Consider the following 15,823-nt stretch of genomic DNA (forward strand, 5'->3'; position numbering starts at 1 on the left):
CAACATGGAGCAAACTACAATGAAACAAAATAACGAAAATTTATTGGAGTTAATTGATTTAAAAACTTATTACCCGATTAAAGGTGGATTTTTCAAACATACGGTTGGCTATGTTAAAGCTGTTGATAATATTTCTCTTTCCATAAAAAGCGGTGAAACATTAGGATTAGTTGGCGAATCGGGTTGTGGAAAATCTACAACAGGTCGCACTATTTTAAGATTGTTAGATTCAACGGATGGAAAAATCATTTTTAACGGTCAGGATATTACAAAATTACATGGGAAATCATTAAGGGAAATAAGGAAAGATATCCAAATGGTATTTCAAGATCCCTATGCATCGTTAAACCCGATGCAAATGGTAGGTAGTATCATAGCTGAACCGATCATGAATTTCCATAAAAAATCACTGAAATCTTTAAAAAATGAAGTGATGGAGCTCTTACAAAAAGTAGGTTTACCAGAAGATGCTTATTACAAGTATGCACATGAATTTTCAGGTGGTCAGCGACAACGGATCGGTATTGCGAGAGCACTTGCACTTAGGCCAAAACTAATTATAGCAGACGAACCAGTTTCAGCCTTAGACGTATCTGTACAATCGCAGGTTCTGAATCTGCTAAAAGAGTTACAAGATGAGTTTGACTTAACATTTTTATTCATCGCTCATGATTTAAGTGTTGTAAAACATATGAGTGATCGAATCGGTGTTATGTATTTAGGAAATATTGTGGAAATTGCAGATAAGGAACATATTTATGAGGAACCATTGCACCCTTATACACAGGCATTAATCTCCGCAATACCGGTACCTGATCCAAGGAAAAAGAGTAGTCGTATAGTATTAGAAGGGGATATCCCTAGTCCGGCTAATCCACCAAAAGGGTGTCCTTTCCATCCACGGTGTCCGAAGGCAATGACAGAGTGTTCATTATCAAAACCAACTTTAAAGGAGGTGAAGCAGGGGCATAGAGTTGCGTGCCATTTATATTAAAAAATAACAAAAAGAATAGTGTAATAATTATTTTCAAAATAATATTCAAGGGGGATAAAGAATGAAAAAATCAGCATTATGGTCTTTCATGCTTATGCTAGTTATGGCTTTGTTTTTAGCTGCATGTAATAGCGACAACGCAACAACTGACAAAGATAAGGAAAAAGACAAGGGGGATTCCACGAAGACTAGTGAAACAGCAAAAGGTGGAGTTGTAACTTTTGGTACTGACCAAGCACCTGAAGGTGTATATGATCCGGCCTTTAGTGGAAGTATTGTAGATTCTTATATCCAAAAATTTACAACTGATGGTATTTATGATGTAAATGATAACTTAGAATATGTTCCTAATTTAGCAACTTGGGACATTAGCGAGGATAAGTTAACGTATACGTTTAACCTTAAGAAAGGTGTAAAATGGCACAATGGTGAGGAGCTAACTGTTGATGACTGGGTATTTGCATTAGAGACACTAGCTGATAAGAACTACGATGGCCCACGATACAATTATGTTGAGAATATCAAAGGTGCAGCAGCAAAAAAAGCAGGGAAAGCTGACAAAATCGAAGGAATTGAAGTCGTTGATCCATATACTGTGAAAATTAGTTTTGAAAAAGTGAAAATTAATAACCTAGAAAACCTTTGGCAGTATCCTATGCCAAAGAAACATTATGAAGGTATTGCTGTTAAAGATTTAAGCGAGTCGAAACAAGTTCGTGAAAATCCTGTTGGCGTAGGACCTTTTAAAGTGAAAAAGGTTGTAGACGGTGAATATTCTGAATTAGAGCGTTTTGATGATTACTGGAAGGGCAAGCCACAGCTTGATGGGATAATTGTAAAAGTAATTGACCCATCATTGGCAGCTGGTGCGTTCCAAAACGGAGAAATTGACATCATGGACATTAAACCACAAGCTGTAAAAGAATTGTCAGCATTAGATAATGTACGCATTGAAGAAACGAATGGTGTAAGTTACTCATATATCGGTCTTCGTTTTGGTCATCGTGATAAAGCTACTCTTAAAAATGTAGCAGATTTTGATAAGTTTAAATCAAAAGAATTGCGTCAAGCACTATTATACGCGATTAACCGTCCAGCAATGATCGATGCTTTCTTAGAAGGAAAAGCTGACGTTGCGAATACTGTAGTTCCACGTGCCTTCTGGACTGCTGCAAAGGAATCTGACTTAAATCAATATGAATACAATGCAGAAAAGGCTAAAGAGCTACTTAAATCTGCTGGTTATGTAGATACAGATGGCGATGGATTTGTGGAGGATCCTAAAGGTAAACCATTTAAAATTTCGTTTGGTCACTATGCAGGTCCTGCTGCCTTCGAAGGTCGCTCTCAAGCAATTATTCAAGCTTGGAATGATATCGGAGTGAAAACAGAATTAGCTACTGGTACATTAATAGAATTTAACCTATATAATGATATGAAAGATAATGACGATGCTGCACTAGAAGCATTCTTCGGCTCTTGGAGTACAGGTGCAGATCCTGACCCATCTGGATTATGGGGTAACGATGCAGAATGGAACTTTGGTCGCTATGTAGATGTTAAGAATCAAGATTTATTAGAAAAAGGCTTAAATGAAGAAGCATTTGATAAAGAGAAGCGTATGAAGACTTATGTGGAATGGCAAAAATACTTCAATGAAGAATTACCAGCCCTTCCATTGTGGGAAAATTTAGATTTATATGGCATTAATAATCGATTACAAGGTGTTCATATCAACGCTGTTGGTTTCCAAACAGATGTTTACAAATGGCACATTAAGGAATAAATTGTAAACTAACTAAACCTACTAATTAGGTCCACTTCTTGAATTGGGCCTAGTTAGTAAATTTCTAGATAAGGAGACGTCATATGCTTCAATACACACTTCGAAGATTACTAGGCATGATCCCATTGCTACTCCTTATTTCGTTGGTGGTATTCTTTTTAGCTAAAATGATGCCAGGAGATCCGTTTGGTGGAGAAATCAATCCGTCTAATACGAATCCACAATACATCGAAGAAATGAGAGAAAAATTAGGCTATAATGATCCGGTTATCAAGCAATATGGTAGATGGATTTCTAATTTTGCACAAGGGGATTTTGGAAAATCGACTGTTTATAAAAAACCAGCAGCAGAGATTATTGCTCAGAGGATACCTAATACAATATTTTTGGCATTAACATCATTAATTTTCACGTACATTTTTGCGTTTCTTATGGGAATGTATGCGGGAAGAAAACCTTATACACTTGGGGATAATTTGATTGCGACTTATAACTATTTAGCTTTAGCAATTCCATCATTTGTTGCAGGGATTGTTGCTATTTACTTTTTCTCCTTTAAACTAGGATGGTTCCCTTTCAATGGCTCCGTAGGTGTAGGCATGGAAGCAGGAACTTTGGAATATTACCTGAGTAGGTTCCATCATGTTTTATTACCAGCTCTTATATTAGGATTAATGGGAACGGCGTCCTATACACAATTTTTACGAAATGACATTATTGAAAATAGTAGAAAAGATTTTGTAAGAACTGCAAGAGCAAAAGGAACAAAGGAAACAAAAATTTATAACAAACATATTTTACGCAATTCAATCATTCCGATTATTACGTTTCTTGGTTTTGATATCGCAACATTGATCAGTGGCGCAGTAATAACAGAAACGATCTTTACTTATCCAGGAGTAGGAGCACTCTTCTTAGAATCAGTTGGAAGAAGAGATTATGCAGTGATGATGTCGATAACTATGTTACTTTCGTTTTTAACACTTTTTGGAAATTTGGTAGCGGATATATTATATGGTGTGGTAGATCCGCGTATTAGACTAGATTAAGGAGGGGGTATTATGACATTGGTAACTGATCAAGAAGTTATAACTCCAAAAACACCGAAAAAAAGCCCCTCGCCATGGGTGATAGCGAGACGGAAGTTCTTTAAAAATAAATTAGCGATGCTTAGTCTTATCTTTTTACTAATAGTTATCATTCTATCGTTTTTAGCTCCATATATTACAACAAAAGATATTGTACGTGTCGACTTTATGAAAATTAGTCTACCTCCATCAAGCGAGCATTGGTTAGGGACAGATACGAATGGACGAGATGTTTTTACTAGAATGCTCTACGCTGGTAGATCATCTTTAACAGTTGGATTAGGCTGTATGATTTTTATTGTAGTGATTGGAACAGCTGTTGGCGCTATTTCAGGGTATTTTGGAGGAAAAATAGATCAAATGTTAATGCGATTTACTGACTTCGTATTAATGTTTCCATTTTTAGTTTTCTGTATTGTTTTAAATACGATACTTTCAGGAAAAATATCTGGTCTATGGACATTAATAATTGTTATTTCACTTTTAATGTGGGGAAGTGTTGCTAGGATAGTACGAAGTAGGGTTTTAACTGAAAAGGAAAATGAGTATATATTAGCTGCTCAGTCAATTGGCTGTAAACCTTCAAAAATAATCGTTAAGCACTTATTGCCTAACGTTGCATCGACGATTATTGTACAGGCAACATTATTGATGGCGGTGACAATTGTTGCAGAATCTAGTTTAAGTTTTTTAGGACTCGGGGTTCCGGCTGATACACCTAGCTGGGGCAATATGCTATTTGAGGCTAGAAACTCAGATGTACTAAAGGATAAGCTTTGGATGTGGGTACCACCTGCAACAGCTATTTCATTAGTTATTTTGTCAATTAACTTTATTGGAGAAGGATTAAAGGATGCATTAAATCCAAAATCAAGAAGGTAATTGGTTAAAATAGGAATTCATTATTAGAGATAATGAGACACCTTTAAAAGTAATTAGCTCTTACTTTTAAAGGTGTTTCATTTTTATTTACATGAATATTTATGTTTGTAGGTGGGGGAAGATGAGTTTCAGTTAAATCCTTGGATTGAATAATTTGCTACGTTAATGTTTGCGCTCAAATCTCTATCCAGCTTTAATCCACAAATCAAATATATAATTTACATTTAAATGTTCCATTACAATACGAGATGGACCGGTTTTCAAAAACCCATTAGAACACGGATGTAAATGATTTGTTCGAATGTCGTAAAGCCCATGAAGTCAAATACTGATTTTTTATCGCCCTCAGATAACTGATTATATAGCTGTAACAATCAGAAATCATCACTCAGTAGCCATTCAAAACCTTTCTTATTTCCAATATTTGAACTTTCTTAACTGGTTTCGCGCCTTTGTGAAGATGATGCCGTTCTCGTTTTTTTCTCAGTCTCTAATTCCGAACGATAATGTGCTATTTCCACATCAATTTCATCAACAGTAGCTGTAGTCTCTGCATGTTTTCCGAAAATTTGTTGTGCAGTGTTAAGAATGCTTTGACGCACTTCTTTATTTAAATCCATATAACTCTTAATGATATCCAGTTCTAATTCAGTGAGCTGGTTTTTTTGTGCGTATTCATCTAAGGAAAAAGTAGCGGATTGGACAAACATATCGCCTTCGCCAGTGTGTAACCAATTTTTGTTTACATTGAATACTCGACAAATATCAGAAATTATTCTATCCGTTAACTCTCTAGCCCCGTTTTCTAAAGAAGAAATGTGCGTTTGTGAAAGTTTCAGTCTGTAGCCCATTTCTTTTTGATTTAAACCAAGACTCTTTCTTAGTGACTTTAAGCGCTTATTCAAAAATATTTCCCCTTTCTTACAGTTATTGTATATTACTTTTTAACTCATTGCAATATTTTTTTAATTGAAACACATTGACTTTTACCTCAATAGAATATATATTCAACCCAATGAGGTGATAAAGCGAAAACTTATTCAAGTTTAAAGTTTACGTGACGGTAGCAACGTCAATCGAATATGAAAGGGATGAGTGAAATGAGTGATCGAATCCTTAGAGTAGAAGAAATAGAAGTTGTGGAACAAGTAGATGCTTTTTTAAAAATGTTGACACCTCAACAAAAGCGTGAATTTGCATTATTGATTAGAGGAGCAATGGTGGCTATGCAGTCAGTTGAACGGAAGGATAAACAATTTGAAACATTAACGTAATTTTATTATTAAGAAAGGGGAGATTGTTTGAATACAGCAAATGACTTATTAATAATTAGAAATCTCACTACAAGTTTTCGTATTAAAGAAACTTACCACGCTGCTGTAGAGGATGTCTCTCTTTCACTTAAAAAGAATGAAGTATTAGCAATCGTTGGGGAATCGGGTTGTGGTAAAAGTACATTAGCAACTACTATTGTAGGTTTGAACGATGAAATTAACACAAAGGTAACAGGGGATATTCTTTACAATAATCAAAATTTAGCGCAACTAAATGAACAAAATTTTAATAGATTGCGTGGTAATGATATAGGTTTTATTTTTCAAGACCCACTTTCAGCTCTAAATCCATTAATGCGCATTGGTGAACAAATTGCAGAGGGACTAATGTATCATACAAAGCTTTCAAAGCAACAGCGAGCAGAGAGAGTATTAGAATTATTGAATCAAGTAGGCATCGCGAAACCAGAGCGTGTGGCAAAACAATTCCCTCATCAATTGTCAGGAGGGATGAGGCAGCGTGTCATGATTGCCATTGCATTGTCATGTAAACCATCTATTTTAATTGCAGATGAACCGACAACGGCTCTAGATGTGACTATTCAAGCTCAAATACTTGATCTATTAAAAGCACTTCAGTCAGAAACCGAAACAGGTATTATCTTAATTACACATGATTTAGGCGTTGTGGCAGAAATGGCTGATCGAGTTGCGGTAATGTATGCAGGTGAAGTAGTAGAAGAAGCGCCTGTTCAAAAATTATTTACAAATGCTAAACATCCATACACTCGTTCATTATTGAATTCTATTCCACAAACACATAGTGAAAATGAAAGGCTTGAAGTTATTCAAGGTATGGTGCCATCGCTGGTGAATTTACCTCGGGAAGGTTGCCGATTTTCAGCACGAATACCGTGGATTGATACATCTGCACATGAAAGAAAACCACAATTACATGAAATTGCACCTGGTCATTTTGTTAGATGTACCTGCTGGAAACACTTTCATCTTGAAGGTGAAGAAGGAGGTGGGGCTATATGAGCTTTATGCAAATTAATGATTTAAACGTTCATTACCCAATTCGAGGGGGCTTTTTTAATACAGTAATCGATAAGGTATATGCGGTTGATGGTGTCACAATGGAATTTGAAAAAGGAAAAACATATGGTTTAGTAGGAGAATCAGGTTCTGGAAAATCGACAACTGGGAAGGCCATTATAGGTCTAGAAAAAATCACCTCGGGTCAGATTCTCTATGAAGGTGAGAATGTTACAAACAAGCGCAGAAATCGTGATTCACCTTATAACAAAGATATTCAAATGATTTTCCAAGATTCTCATTCAAGTATGAATCCTAGAAAACGTGTATTAGACATTTTAGCAGAGCCTATTCGAAATTTTATGAAGCTGAGTGATCAAGAGGAACGTAAGCGCATTAAAGAGTTACTTGCAATTGTAGGTATGTCTGAAGATGTATTGTTAAAGTATCCGCATGAATTTTCTGGTGGTCAAAAACAACGTCTTGGAATCGCGCGTGCTGTTGCCTGTAATCCAAAAATGATTATTGCTGATGAACCTGTATCTGCACTGGATTTATCCGTACAAGCACAGGTGCTAAACTTTATGAAAGATATTCAAAATGAGTATGAACTTACTTATTTATTCATTTCACATGATCTAGGTGTTGTAAAACATATGTGTGATCATATATCCATTATGTATAAAGGACGCTTCGTGGAAACAGGAACGAGAAGTGATATTTATATGGATCCGCAACATATTTACACAAAACGTCTCTTGTCTGCCATTCCAAATATTGCGCCAGAGACACGCTTGGAGCGTAAATTAATTCGACAAAAAGAAGAAGAGAACTATCAGAATGAGCAACATCAATATTATGATGAGCATGGAAAAGTATACCCGCTAAAATCCATTTCAGAAACGCATATGGTTGCGATGTCAGGGGGTATTTAAAATGTGGAAAACGATTGCTAGACGAACAATTTTAATGATTCCTCAAATGTTTGTGCTAAGTCTAATTATCTTTATTTTGGCGAAGCAAATGCCAGGTGACCCATTTACAGGGCTGATTACACCAGAAACAGATCCTACACGTATCGAAGAATTGCGAATTCAGGCAGGCTATTACGACCCTTGGTATGTGCAATACTACCATTGGATCACAAATGCTTTTCAAGGTGATTTTGGACAAAGCTATACATATAAAATTGCGGTATCCACGCTGATTGGTGAGCGCGCATTAAATACATTTTGGCTCGCTCTATTAAGTGCGATTCTAGTTTATACGATTGCTATTCCATTAGGAATGATTGCTGGCCGCAAACAAGATACTTTGTTCGATAAGTCGATTACACTATATAGCTTTATAAGCTACGCGATACCCACTTTTGTATTGGGGTTAATTTTCTTATATATTTTCGGTTATCGTTTAATGTGGTTCCCGACGAGTGGAACAGTTGATGTAGGTGTAGAACCAGGAACGCTTGAATATTACAGGAATCGTCTCTTTCATTTAATTTTACCAGCAATGACATATGCAATTTTAGGTACAACGACGATTATTCAATATTTGCGTTCGGAAATTATCGATGCTAAGACACAGGATTACGTTAAAACAGCACGTAGTAAAGGTGTACCGATGAAAAGAATCTATAGAAGACATATTTTTCGCAATTCCTTATTGCCCATTGCAGCCTTTCTTGGTTTTACAATTACAGGTTTATTGGGTGGTTCGATTTTCATAGAAACGATTTTTGGCTTCCCAGGCATGGGACAATTATTCATCCATTCTATAACGAGTCGTGATTATAGTGTGATTACTGCTCTCGTTATGCTTTATGGCTTCTTAGCATTATTAGGTAGTCTACTGTCAGATATTATTATGAGTATTGTTGATCCACGTATCCGCATAGACTAACCGTTAAATTTAATGTTTAAGGAGAGGTGAATAAAAATGAAACAAAAAAATGACAAAATGACAATTGAAAGTACCCCGTCAACAGGGATACAAGTTATCATACGTGAATTTCGAAAAGATAAGCTAGCGTTATTTTCATTCTTCGGCATAATTTTACTAATTATTGCGATATTAATTATGGCAATGCTTATGAACCAAGATGAAATATTAAAAATTAAATTATTTGAACGTTTTACAAAGCCGGGTATAAATGGTTATGTTCTTGGGGCGGATGAAGCTGGGCGTGATATGTTTGGACAACTTATAATCGGTGCGAAAAATTCTATTTTAATTGCAATAGCTATTACGCTTATCGCCAATACAATCGGGATTGCACTCGGTATTATAATGGGCTATTATGGCGGCTTTATTGATAATTTTTTTATGCGTATCATCGATTTTCTCATGACATTACCAACCTTAATGATCATCATTGTGCTAGTTACAATCATTCCTAAATATGGTGTTATTGAGTTGGTTCTGATATTAAGTGCATTTCAATGGATAGGGACAGCGCGTTTAATCCGTAGTAAAGCCTTATCAGAAGGACGTCGTGATTATGTGAATGCCTCTAAAACAATGGGCACTAGTGATATTGCCATTATGTTTAAGGGGATATTACCAAATTTGAGCTCGTTGCTTATTGTAGAATTAACCTTAAATTTTGCAGGGAATGTTGGTATTGAAACAGGTCTATCATTTTTAGGCTTTGGTTTACCCCCAACTACACCTAGCTTAGGGACTCTCGTAAGCTATGCAACGAATCCAATTGTGTTATCTACTAAGTGGTGGATATGGTTGCCTGCATCATTTTTAATTTTAATATTGATGCTTGGTATAAATTATGTCGGTCAAGCGCTACGACGTTCGGCTGACGCAAAACAACGATTAGGATAAAAGGGAGGATTTACACATGAAGAAAAACTGGTTATTCTTGTCCGTGCTGTTTGCATTCATGCTTATTTTAGCGGCCTGTACGGGCGGCGGTGGGACTGATAAAGGCTCGAAATCTGATGGTCAAGAGAAAACAGAAGAAAAAGAAATAACTAAAGAAACGGAAAGTTTACTACCAACAGAAGTGACAAATGAAGGAGAAGCGATTCAGGGCGGTACATTGCGAGTAGGTCTCGTCACAAGTTCACCATTCCAAGGAATTTTTAACAGAGAACTTTATGAAGATGGATATGATTCAGAAATAATGGGTTATATGACTAACTCAATTTTTAATGTAGATGGCGACTTTATAATTAATGATGAAGGTGCTGCAAAATTAGAGGTTGATACGGAAGCGAAAACAGCAACAGTAACCATTCAAGGGGATTATAACTGGTCTGACGGTACACCATTAACTGCAGATGATTTAATATACCCATATTTAATTATCGGACACCCAGATTATCCTGGTGTACGTTATGATGGTGATTTCAAAAATATTGTCGGTGCAGAAGAATATCATAACGGTAAAGCAGATACAATTTCAGGTATTACAAAATTGAATGATAAAGCAATTCAACTTAAATTTAAGGAAGTATCACCTGCTATTTATTATGGTGGTGATGGTTTATGGGGGTATGCGGAACCGAAGCATCAATTAGAGTCTATTCCAGTAAAAGAATTAATTTCTTCCGACGCGGTACGAAAAAAACCTGTAACGCTTGGAGCATTTAAAATAGATAAACTTGTTAATGGTGAGTCTGTACAATTTGTAGCAAATGAGCATTACTTTAAAGGAAAGCCAAAAGTTGATAAAGTTGTACTTGAGGTTGTACCACCAGCTTCAATTAGTGAAGCATTAAGAACAGGGAAATATGATTTTGCATCAAGTTTCGACACAACCCAATATGATAATATTAAAGATTTAAACAATTTATCTGTATTAGGTCGAGCGGAATTAGCTTATGATTATGTCGGCTTTAAATTAGGGAAATATGATACAGAAAACAAAGTTAATATTTTTGATGAAAATTCAAAAATGAATAATGTAGAGTTGCGTCAAGCGATTGCCTATGCAATGGATGTTGAGGGTGTTGCAGAAAAGTTCTATCAAGGTTTACGTGTTCGTGCGAACTCTTTAATTCCGCCAGTATTTTCATTCTATGATGAAACGTTAGAGGGCTATCATTATGACCCTGAAAAAGCTATAAAATTATTAGATCAAGCAGGCTATAAAGATGTGGATGGCGATGGTATTCGTGAAGATAAAGCTGGCAAAAAATTCACAGTTCGTGTAGCTACAAAGGCTGGCTCTGAAACGGACGATGCGATTGGGGAATATTTCCGTCAGAACTGGAAAGATGTTGGCTTAGATGTGCAATTAACTACAGGTCGCCCTATTGAATTTAATGCTTTCTATGATAAAGTCCAAGCGGATGATCCTGAAATCGATATGTTTATGGCAGCGTGGGGCACAGGGACAAACCCATCTCCAGCAGGTTTATATAGTGATGATGCTAAATTTAACTTTAGCCGTTTCGTATCTGCCGATTTAACAAAATTATTAAAAGATATCGACTCTAAAGATTCGATGGATATAGAAAAACGTACAAAAGCATTTCGTGCTTGGCAAGAATATATGAGTGAACAAGCTATGGTATTCCCAACATTCTTCCGCATTGAAGTTATTCCGGTGAATAAGCGTGTAAAAAATTATAATGTTGAGTATGGAAATTCTACAGAGCTGCAAGAAATTGAATTAACAGCAGATGCACCATTGAAATAATTGAATGGAAGGAACAGTCTTTCTTTATATGAGAAAGACTGTTTTTCATAAAGCAAACATATATACAATTCTAGGCGTAACATATGTCAGAAAGGGTAAAACCAAATGACCGCCCTATTAAAAATTAACATAGCATTATTATCAAGTATAATTAATATCTATTAAAATAGTCCATTCAATGAAACAAAAAATCCGCCCATTGGAAAATACTAATGGGTGGATTTGTAAGTTATTATCGACTAGCAACCCAAGTTTTCACAAGATCAGCAGTACCATAAACGTAATGCTGCTCGCCAACTTCGTGATATGTTGCGCTATCGTCAACTTCCGTATGCTTGTACGGAATACGTTGACGACGTTTTTCTGACATTGGGTCAGGAAGTGGAATTGCTGATAATAATGATTTTGTATACGGATGAACAGGGTGATTGTAAATATCATCTGCTTTACCTATTTCCATAATTTTACCGCGGTACATAACAGCGATACGGTCGCTGATATACTTAACCATCGATAAGTCATGGGCAATGAAAAGATATGTTAGGCCACGTTCTTTTTGTAGTTGCTTTAATAAGTTAACAACTTGCGCTTGAATAGATACGTCAAGTGCTGATATCGGTTCATCGGCGATAATAAACTTTGGATCTAAGCTTAGCGCACGAGCAATTCCAATACGTTGACGTTGGCCGCCAGAGAATTCGTGTGCATAACGGTTTGCGTGCTCTTTGTTTAAGCCAACAGCCTCTAACAGCTGATTAACTTTTTCACGACGCTCTTTTTTATCTTTGTAAAGACCGTGAATCGTAAAGCCTTCACTAATAATTTCTCCAGCTGTCATACGCGGATTTAATGAAGCGTATGGATCTTGGAAAATCATTTGCATTTCACGATTAAATTTCTTTAAATCATTTTTAGATTTTTTCCCTTGGACGTTCTCACCATCGAAAATAATTTCACCATCTGTAATGTCGTACAGGCGTATAATGGAACGACCAGTTGTCGATTTACCACAGCCGGATTCTCCAACAAGACCAAGTGTCTCACCTTCATATACATCGAAGCTAATACCATCGACAGCTTTAATAGGGTTACCTGCTGAACCGAAATGCTGCTTTAAATTTTTAATTTCAAGAATTTTTTTTGTGCTCGATTTAGTCATTTGATTGTGCCTCCTTTGCTAAATATCCTTCAATACGTTTAGCAACCGCATCAGGAAGCGGGATTTTTGGTGCGTCAGGATGCATCAACCAAGTTTTTGCAAAGTGCGTTTCACTTACTTGGAACATCGGTGGTTCTTGCTCATAGTCAATAGCCATTGCAAATTCGTTACGAGCGGCAAACGCATCTCCCTTTGGAGGGTTAGTAAGATCTGGTGGTGAACCAGGAATCGTGCGTAGTAGCTCATCATTATCGTTATCTAAGTCTGGCATTGAACCAAGCAGACCCCATGTATACGGATGCTTAGGATTATAGAAAATATCATTAACAGTACCATATTCGACGATTTGACCTGCATACATAACTGCAACTCGGTCGGCAATGTTTGCAACTACACCTAAATCGTGAGTAATGAAAATGATAGATGTTTTCGAATTTTTTTGGATTTCTTTCATTAGCTCTAAAATTTGCGCTTGAATTGTAACGTCTAATGCTGTTGTTGGTTCATCGGCAATTAGAAGCTTTGGATCAGCTGCAAGTGCGATGGCAATTACAACACGTTGGCGCATACCGCCTGAAAATTCATGCGGATATTGGGTATAACGTTTTTCAGGGAAGGGGATACCTACCTGCGTTAAAAGTTCGATTGCACGTTTTTTAGCATCAGCTCTTGATACTTTTTTATGTTGTAAAATAACTTCAGTTATTTGACGTCCGACCTTCATCGTCGGGTTTAAGCTTGTCATTGGATCTTGGAAAATCATTGCAATTTCATTTCCGCGTACTTTTGACATTTCTTTATCACTTAAAGGAACTAAATCACGACCGTTAAATAAAATTTGTCCTGACTCATAAATACCAGGTGGCTGTGGAATTAGTTTCATCAATGCGTTACTCGTAACACTCTTACCAGAACCGGATTCACCAACGATTGCTAGTGTTTCACCTTCTTTTAAGTCAAAGTTTACACCACGAACAGCATGAACAAGTCCTGCGTACGTTTTAAAGTTTATTTTTAAATCTTTTACTTCTAAAATTGTTTTACTCATTTTCGGCCACCTCCTTATTTACGTAGTTTTGGATCTAATGCATCACGTAAGCCATCACCAACTGCGTTAAACGCAAAGATTGTTAGTGAAATGAACAATGCAGGGAATATTAAACGCCAAGGAGCATTTGCAATTGCACCATTACCTTCAGAAGCCATTGTTCCCCAAGATGCAAGTGGAGCAGGAACTCCAAGCCCTAAATAACTAAGGAAAGACTCTGTAAAAATAGCGGATGGTACTGTTAATGTCATTGTTACTAAAATTACACCAAGTGCATTTGGCACTAAATGTTTTAAAATTAAATGCCCTGTGCGTGCACCTAAAGTACGAGCAGCAAGTACGTATTCTTGGTTCTTAATAGCTAAAACTTCACCGCGAACAATACGAGCCATTTGAATCCAACCTGTAATAGATAATGCGATAATCATTGGTACAATACCTGGTTTTAATACTACTAAAAGTACAATAACAACTAAAAGGTAGGGTATAGCTGTTAGAACATCTGCAATACGCATCATTATATTATCAACACGACCGCCTGCTAAACCAGAAATACTTCCCCATAATACGCCTATAATCAAATCAATAATGGCAGCAGCAAAACCGATGAGTAAAGAAATACGAGCGCCAGCCCATACTCGAACGAAAATGTCTCGACCTAAATCATCTGTACCAAACCAAAATTCTGCCGATGGTGGAGCATTATACGAACCTAATTGCTCACTATAGTGGTATTGTGAAAACATTGGCACAAAGGTAGCCATTAACACAATACCTATTAAAGCGATTAAACCAAAAATCGCCATTTTATTATGGGAAAAACGAAGAAATACTTCCTTCCAAAAGGAGACAGATTTATCAGCTAATTTATCAGTTGCTTCATGATTTCCGCCAACGATTTTAAACTTATCTTTTTCGATTTGTTGTTGTGTCATTACTTTTTCGCTCCTTTCAGCTTAATTCGCGGATCGATTACACTATATAAAATATCTACGATGAATACCGCAAATAAAAGAATGATTGCGTAGAACACGGTTGTCCCCATAACAACTGTATAGTCACGGTTCGTAATACTTTGTACAAAGTGCTTACCTAAACCAGGAACCGCAAAGATTTGCTCTACAATGAAGCTTCCTGTAACAACACCGGCTGTTAATGGACCTAAATGGGTAACAACTGGTAAAAGGGCGTTGCGTAAAGTATGGCGGAAGACGACTGTCCATTTGCCTAAACCCTTTGCACGAGCCATTTTTACATAATCGCTATTGTTTTGTTCAAGCATACTTGAACGTGTCAGTTTAGCGATAAAGCCCATATGCGAAAATGCAATAGCTAAGGCTGGCAATATACTATAACTAAAGCCTTTCCATCCACTAATCGGGAATAACTGAAGTTTGTATGCAAGGAAATACTGCATGAGACCAGCTAAAATGAAAGATGGAACGGAAATTCCGAGCACCGCAAAGGTCGTTGCCAAATAATCTGGGAACTTATTATGATAAAGCGCTGCCACTACACCGATTAATACACCAAATCCAATAGCTAGCAGCATAGCTTCAATCCCTAAAGTTAAAGATACTGGGAAGCCTTCTGCAATCATATCATTAGTAGAACGCGCTTTATATTTCATAGATTCACCGAAATCAAAAGTGGCCGCATCGATTAAATAATCTTTGTACTGAATATACCAAGGGTTATTTAATCCATACGTTTCGTTTAACTTTTCCTCTATTTGAGGAGGGAAATTACGTTCAGATGCAAATGGGTTACCAGGAGCGAGACGCAATAGGAAAAACGTAGCCGTTACGATGACGAAAAGCGCGAGAAGTATATACATCAGCCTTTTCAAAATATATTTAATCACATAAAACTCCTCCTTCTACTTGTCAATTATCTG

Annotated in this window: 15 protein-coding genes; 10 read left to right on the top strand and 5 right to left on the bottom strand. The window is 36.6% G+C overall.

Features of this window, described 5'->3' with window-relative positions:
• Nucleotides 1-4: 4 nt before the first annotated feature.
• The 4 genes from ACVYAD_RS00705 to opp4C all read left to right on the top strand — a co-directional run bounded on the left by ACVYAD_RS00705 (nt 5) and on the right by opp4C (nt 4,750).
• A complete protein-coding gene (locus ACVYAD_RS00705) occupies nt 5-994 on the top strand; it encodes an ABC transporter ATP-binding protein (protein ID WP_476423956.1) in 990 nt (329 codons plus the stop codon).
• 61 nt (nt 995-1,055) lie between these two features.
• Nucleotides 1,056-2,780, top strand: a complete 1,725-nt coding sequence (opp4A, locus tag ACVYAD_RS00710; protein WP_476423957.1) for an oligopeptide ABC transporter substrate-binding protein — start codon at nt 1,056-1,058, stop codon at nt 2,778-2,780.
• Between the two features lie 83 nt (nt 2,781-2,863).
• Nucleotides 2,864-3,829, top strand: coding sequence for an oligopeptide ABC transporter permease (gene opp4B / locus ACVYAD_RS00715; protein WP_197141810.1), 966 nt, complete (start codon nt 2,864-2,866; stop codon nt 3,827-3,829).
• Between the two features lie 12 nt (nt 3,830-3,841).
• Nucleotides 3,842-4,750 carry an oligopeptide ABC transporter permease gene (gene opp4C / locus ACVYAD_RS00720; RefSeq protein WP_476423959.1) on the top strand — a complete coding sequence of 303 codons (909 nt, stop codon included), beginning with the start codon at nt 3,842-3,844 and terminating at the stop codon, nt 4,748-4,750.
• 434 nt (nt 4,751-5,184) lie between these two features.
• On the opposite strand, the gene ACVYAD_RS00725 is transcribed toward opp4C, so the two are convergent.
• On the bottom strand, nt 5,185-5,655 hold the full coding sequence (locus ACVYAD_RS00725) for a helix-turn-helix domain-containing protein (protein WP_476423960.1): 471 nt from the start codon (nt 5,653-5,655) through the stop codon (nt 5,185-5,187).
• Nucleotides 5,656-5,850: 195 nt separating this feature from the next.
• Between ACVYAD_RS00725 and ACVYAD_RS00730 the strand changes: the two genes are divergently transcribed.
• From ACVYAD_RS00730 to ACVYAD_RS00755, 6 genes are read left to right on the top strand one after another with little or no spacing between them, the layout of a single operon-like run.
• Complete coding sequence (locus ACVYAD_RS00730) at nt 5,851-6,024, top strand: hypothetical protein (RefSeq protein WP_476423962.1); 174 nt, start codon at nt 5,851-5,853, stop codon at nt 6,022-6,024.
• Between the two features lie 27 nt (nt 6,025-6,051).
• Nucleotides 6,052-7,065: an ABC transporter ATP-binding protein gene (locus ACVYAD_RS00735; RefSeq protein WP_476423964.1), complete on the top strand. Its 1,014-nt coding sequence runs from the start codon at nt 6,052-6,054 to the stop codon at nt 7,063-7,065.
• On the top strand, nt 7,062-7,997 hold the full coding sequence (locus ACVYAD_RS00740) for an ATP-binding cassette domain-containing protein (RefSeq protein ID WP_476423966.1): 936 nt from the start codon (nt 7,062-7,064) through the stop codon (nt 7,995-7,997). The genes ACVYAD_RS00735 and ACVYAD_RS00740 overlap by 4 nt, the downstream gene beginning before the upstream one ends.
• A gap of 1 nt (nt 7,998) precedes the next feature.
• Nucleotides 7,999-8,961, top strand: a complete 963-nt coding sequence (opp4B, locus tag ACVYAD_RS00745) for an oligopeptide ABC transporter permease (protein WP_476423968.1) — start codon at nt 7,999-8,001, stop codon at nt 8,959-8,961.
• A gap of 36 nt (nt 8,962-8,997) precedes the next feature.
• Nucleotides 8,998-9,897, top strand: a complete 900-nt coding sequence (locus ACVYAD_RS00750; RefSeq protein WP_476423970.1) for an ABC transporter permease — start codon at nt 8,998-9,000, stop codon at nt 9,895-9,897.
• A gap of 16 nt (nt 9,898-9,913) precedes the next feature.
• Nucleotides 9,914-11,719 carry an oligopeptide ABC transporter substrate-binding protein gene (locus tag ACVYAD_RS00755; protein ID WP_476423971.1) on the top strand — a complete coding sequence of 602 codons (1,806 nt, stop codon included), beginning with the start codon at nt 9,914-9,916 and terminating at the stop codon, nt 11,717-11,719.
• 232 nt (nt 11,720-11,951) lie between these two features.
• Here the strand turns inward: ACVYAD_RS00755 and ACVYAD_RS00760 are convergent, their stop codons facing one another.
• Genes ACVYAD_RS00760 through ACVYAD_RS00775 form a run of 4 tightly spaced genes read right to left on the bottom strand, consistent with a single transcriptional unit; the run spans nt 11,952 to nt 15,790 of the window.
• Nucleotides 11,952-12,878 carry an ABC transporter ATP-binding protein gene (locus ACVYAD_RS00760; protein WP_476423973.1) on the bottom strand — a complete coding sequence of 309 codons (927 nt, stop codon included), beginning with the start codon at nt 12,876-12,878 and terminating at the stop codon, nt 11,952-11,954.
• Nucleotides 12,871-13,926, bottom strand: coding sequence for an ABC transporter ATP-binding protein (locus tag ACVYAD_RS00765; protein ID WP_349658885.1), 1,056 nt, complete (start codon nt 13,924-13,926; stop codon nt 12,871-12,873). Before ACVYAD_RS00765 ends, ACVYAD_RS00760 begins: the two co-directional genes overlap by 8 nt.
• Before the next feature lie 14 nt (nt 13,927-13,940).
• Nucleotides 13,941-14,861: an ABC transporter permease gene (locus ACVYAD_RS00770; RefSeq protein WP_079560400.1), complete on the bottom strand. Its 921-nt coding sequence runs from the start codon at nt 14,859-14,861 to the stop codon at nt 13,941-13,943.
• Nucleotides 14,861-15,790 carry an ABC transporter permease gene (locus ACVYAD_RS00775; RefSeq protein WP_079560401.1) on the bottom strand — a complete coding sequence of 310 codons (930 nt, stop codon included), beginning with the start codon at nt 15,788-15,790 and terminating at the stop codon, nt 14,861-14,863. Before ACVYAD_RS00775 ends, ACVYAD_RS00770 begins: the two co-directional genes overlap by 1 nt.
• Between the last annotated feature and the right edge of the window lie 33 nt (nt 15,791-15,823).

Source organism: Lysinibacillus sp. G1-3 (assembly GCF_056322905.1).

Coding starts and splice junctions, on each gene's coding strand:
- ACVYAD_RS00705 (WP_476423956.1), top strand. CDS start 5: ATGGAGCAAACTACAATGAAACAAAATAACGAAAATTTATTGGAGTTA.
- opp4A (WP_476423957.1), top strand. CDS start 1,056: ATGAAAAAATCAGCATTATGGTCTTTCATGCTTATGCTAGTTATGGCT.
- opp4B (WP_197141810.1), top strand. CDS start 2,864: ATGCTTCAATACACACTTCGAAGATTACTAGGCATGATCCCATTGCTA.
- opp4C (WP_476423959.1), top strand. CDS start 3,842: ATGACATTGGTAACTGATCAAGAAGTTATAACTCCAAAAACACCGAAA.
- ACVYAD_RS00730 (WP_476423962.1), top strand. CDS start 5,851: ATGAGTGATCGAATCCTTAGAGTAGAAGAAATAGAAGTTGTGGAACAA.
- ACVYAD_RS00740 (WP_476423966.1), top strand. CDS start 7,062: ATGAGCTTTATGCAAATTAATGATTTAAACGTTCATTACCCAATTCGA.
- opp4B (WP_476423968.1), top strand. CDS start 7,999: ATGTGGAAAACGATTGCTAGACGAACAATTTTAATGATTCCTCAAATG.
- ACVYAD_RS00750 (WP_476423970.1), top strand. CDS start 8,998: ATGAAACAAAAAAATGACAAAATGACAATTGAAAGTACCCCGTCAACA.
- ACVYAD_RS00755 (WP_476423971.1), top strand. CDS start 9,914: ATGAAGAAAAACTGGTTATTCTTGTCCGTGCTGTTTGCATTCATGCTT.
- ACVYAD_RS00760 (WP_476423973.1), bottom strand. CDS start 12,878: ATGACTAAATCGAGCACAAAAAAAATTCTTGAAATTAAAAATTTAAAG.
- ACVYAD_RS00765 (WP_349658885.1), bottom strand. CDS start 13,926: ATGAGTAAAACAATTTTAGAAGTAAAAGATTTAAAAATAAACTTTAAA.
- ACVYAD_RS00770 (WP_079560400.1), bottom strand. CDS start 14,861: ATGACACAACAACAAATCGAAAAAGATAAGTTTAAAATCGTTGGCGGA.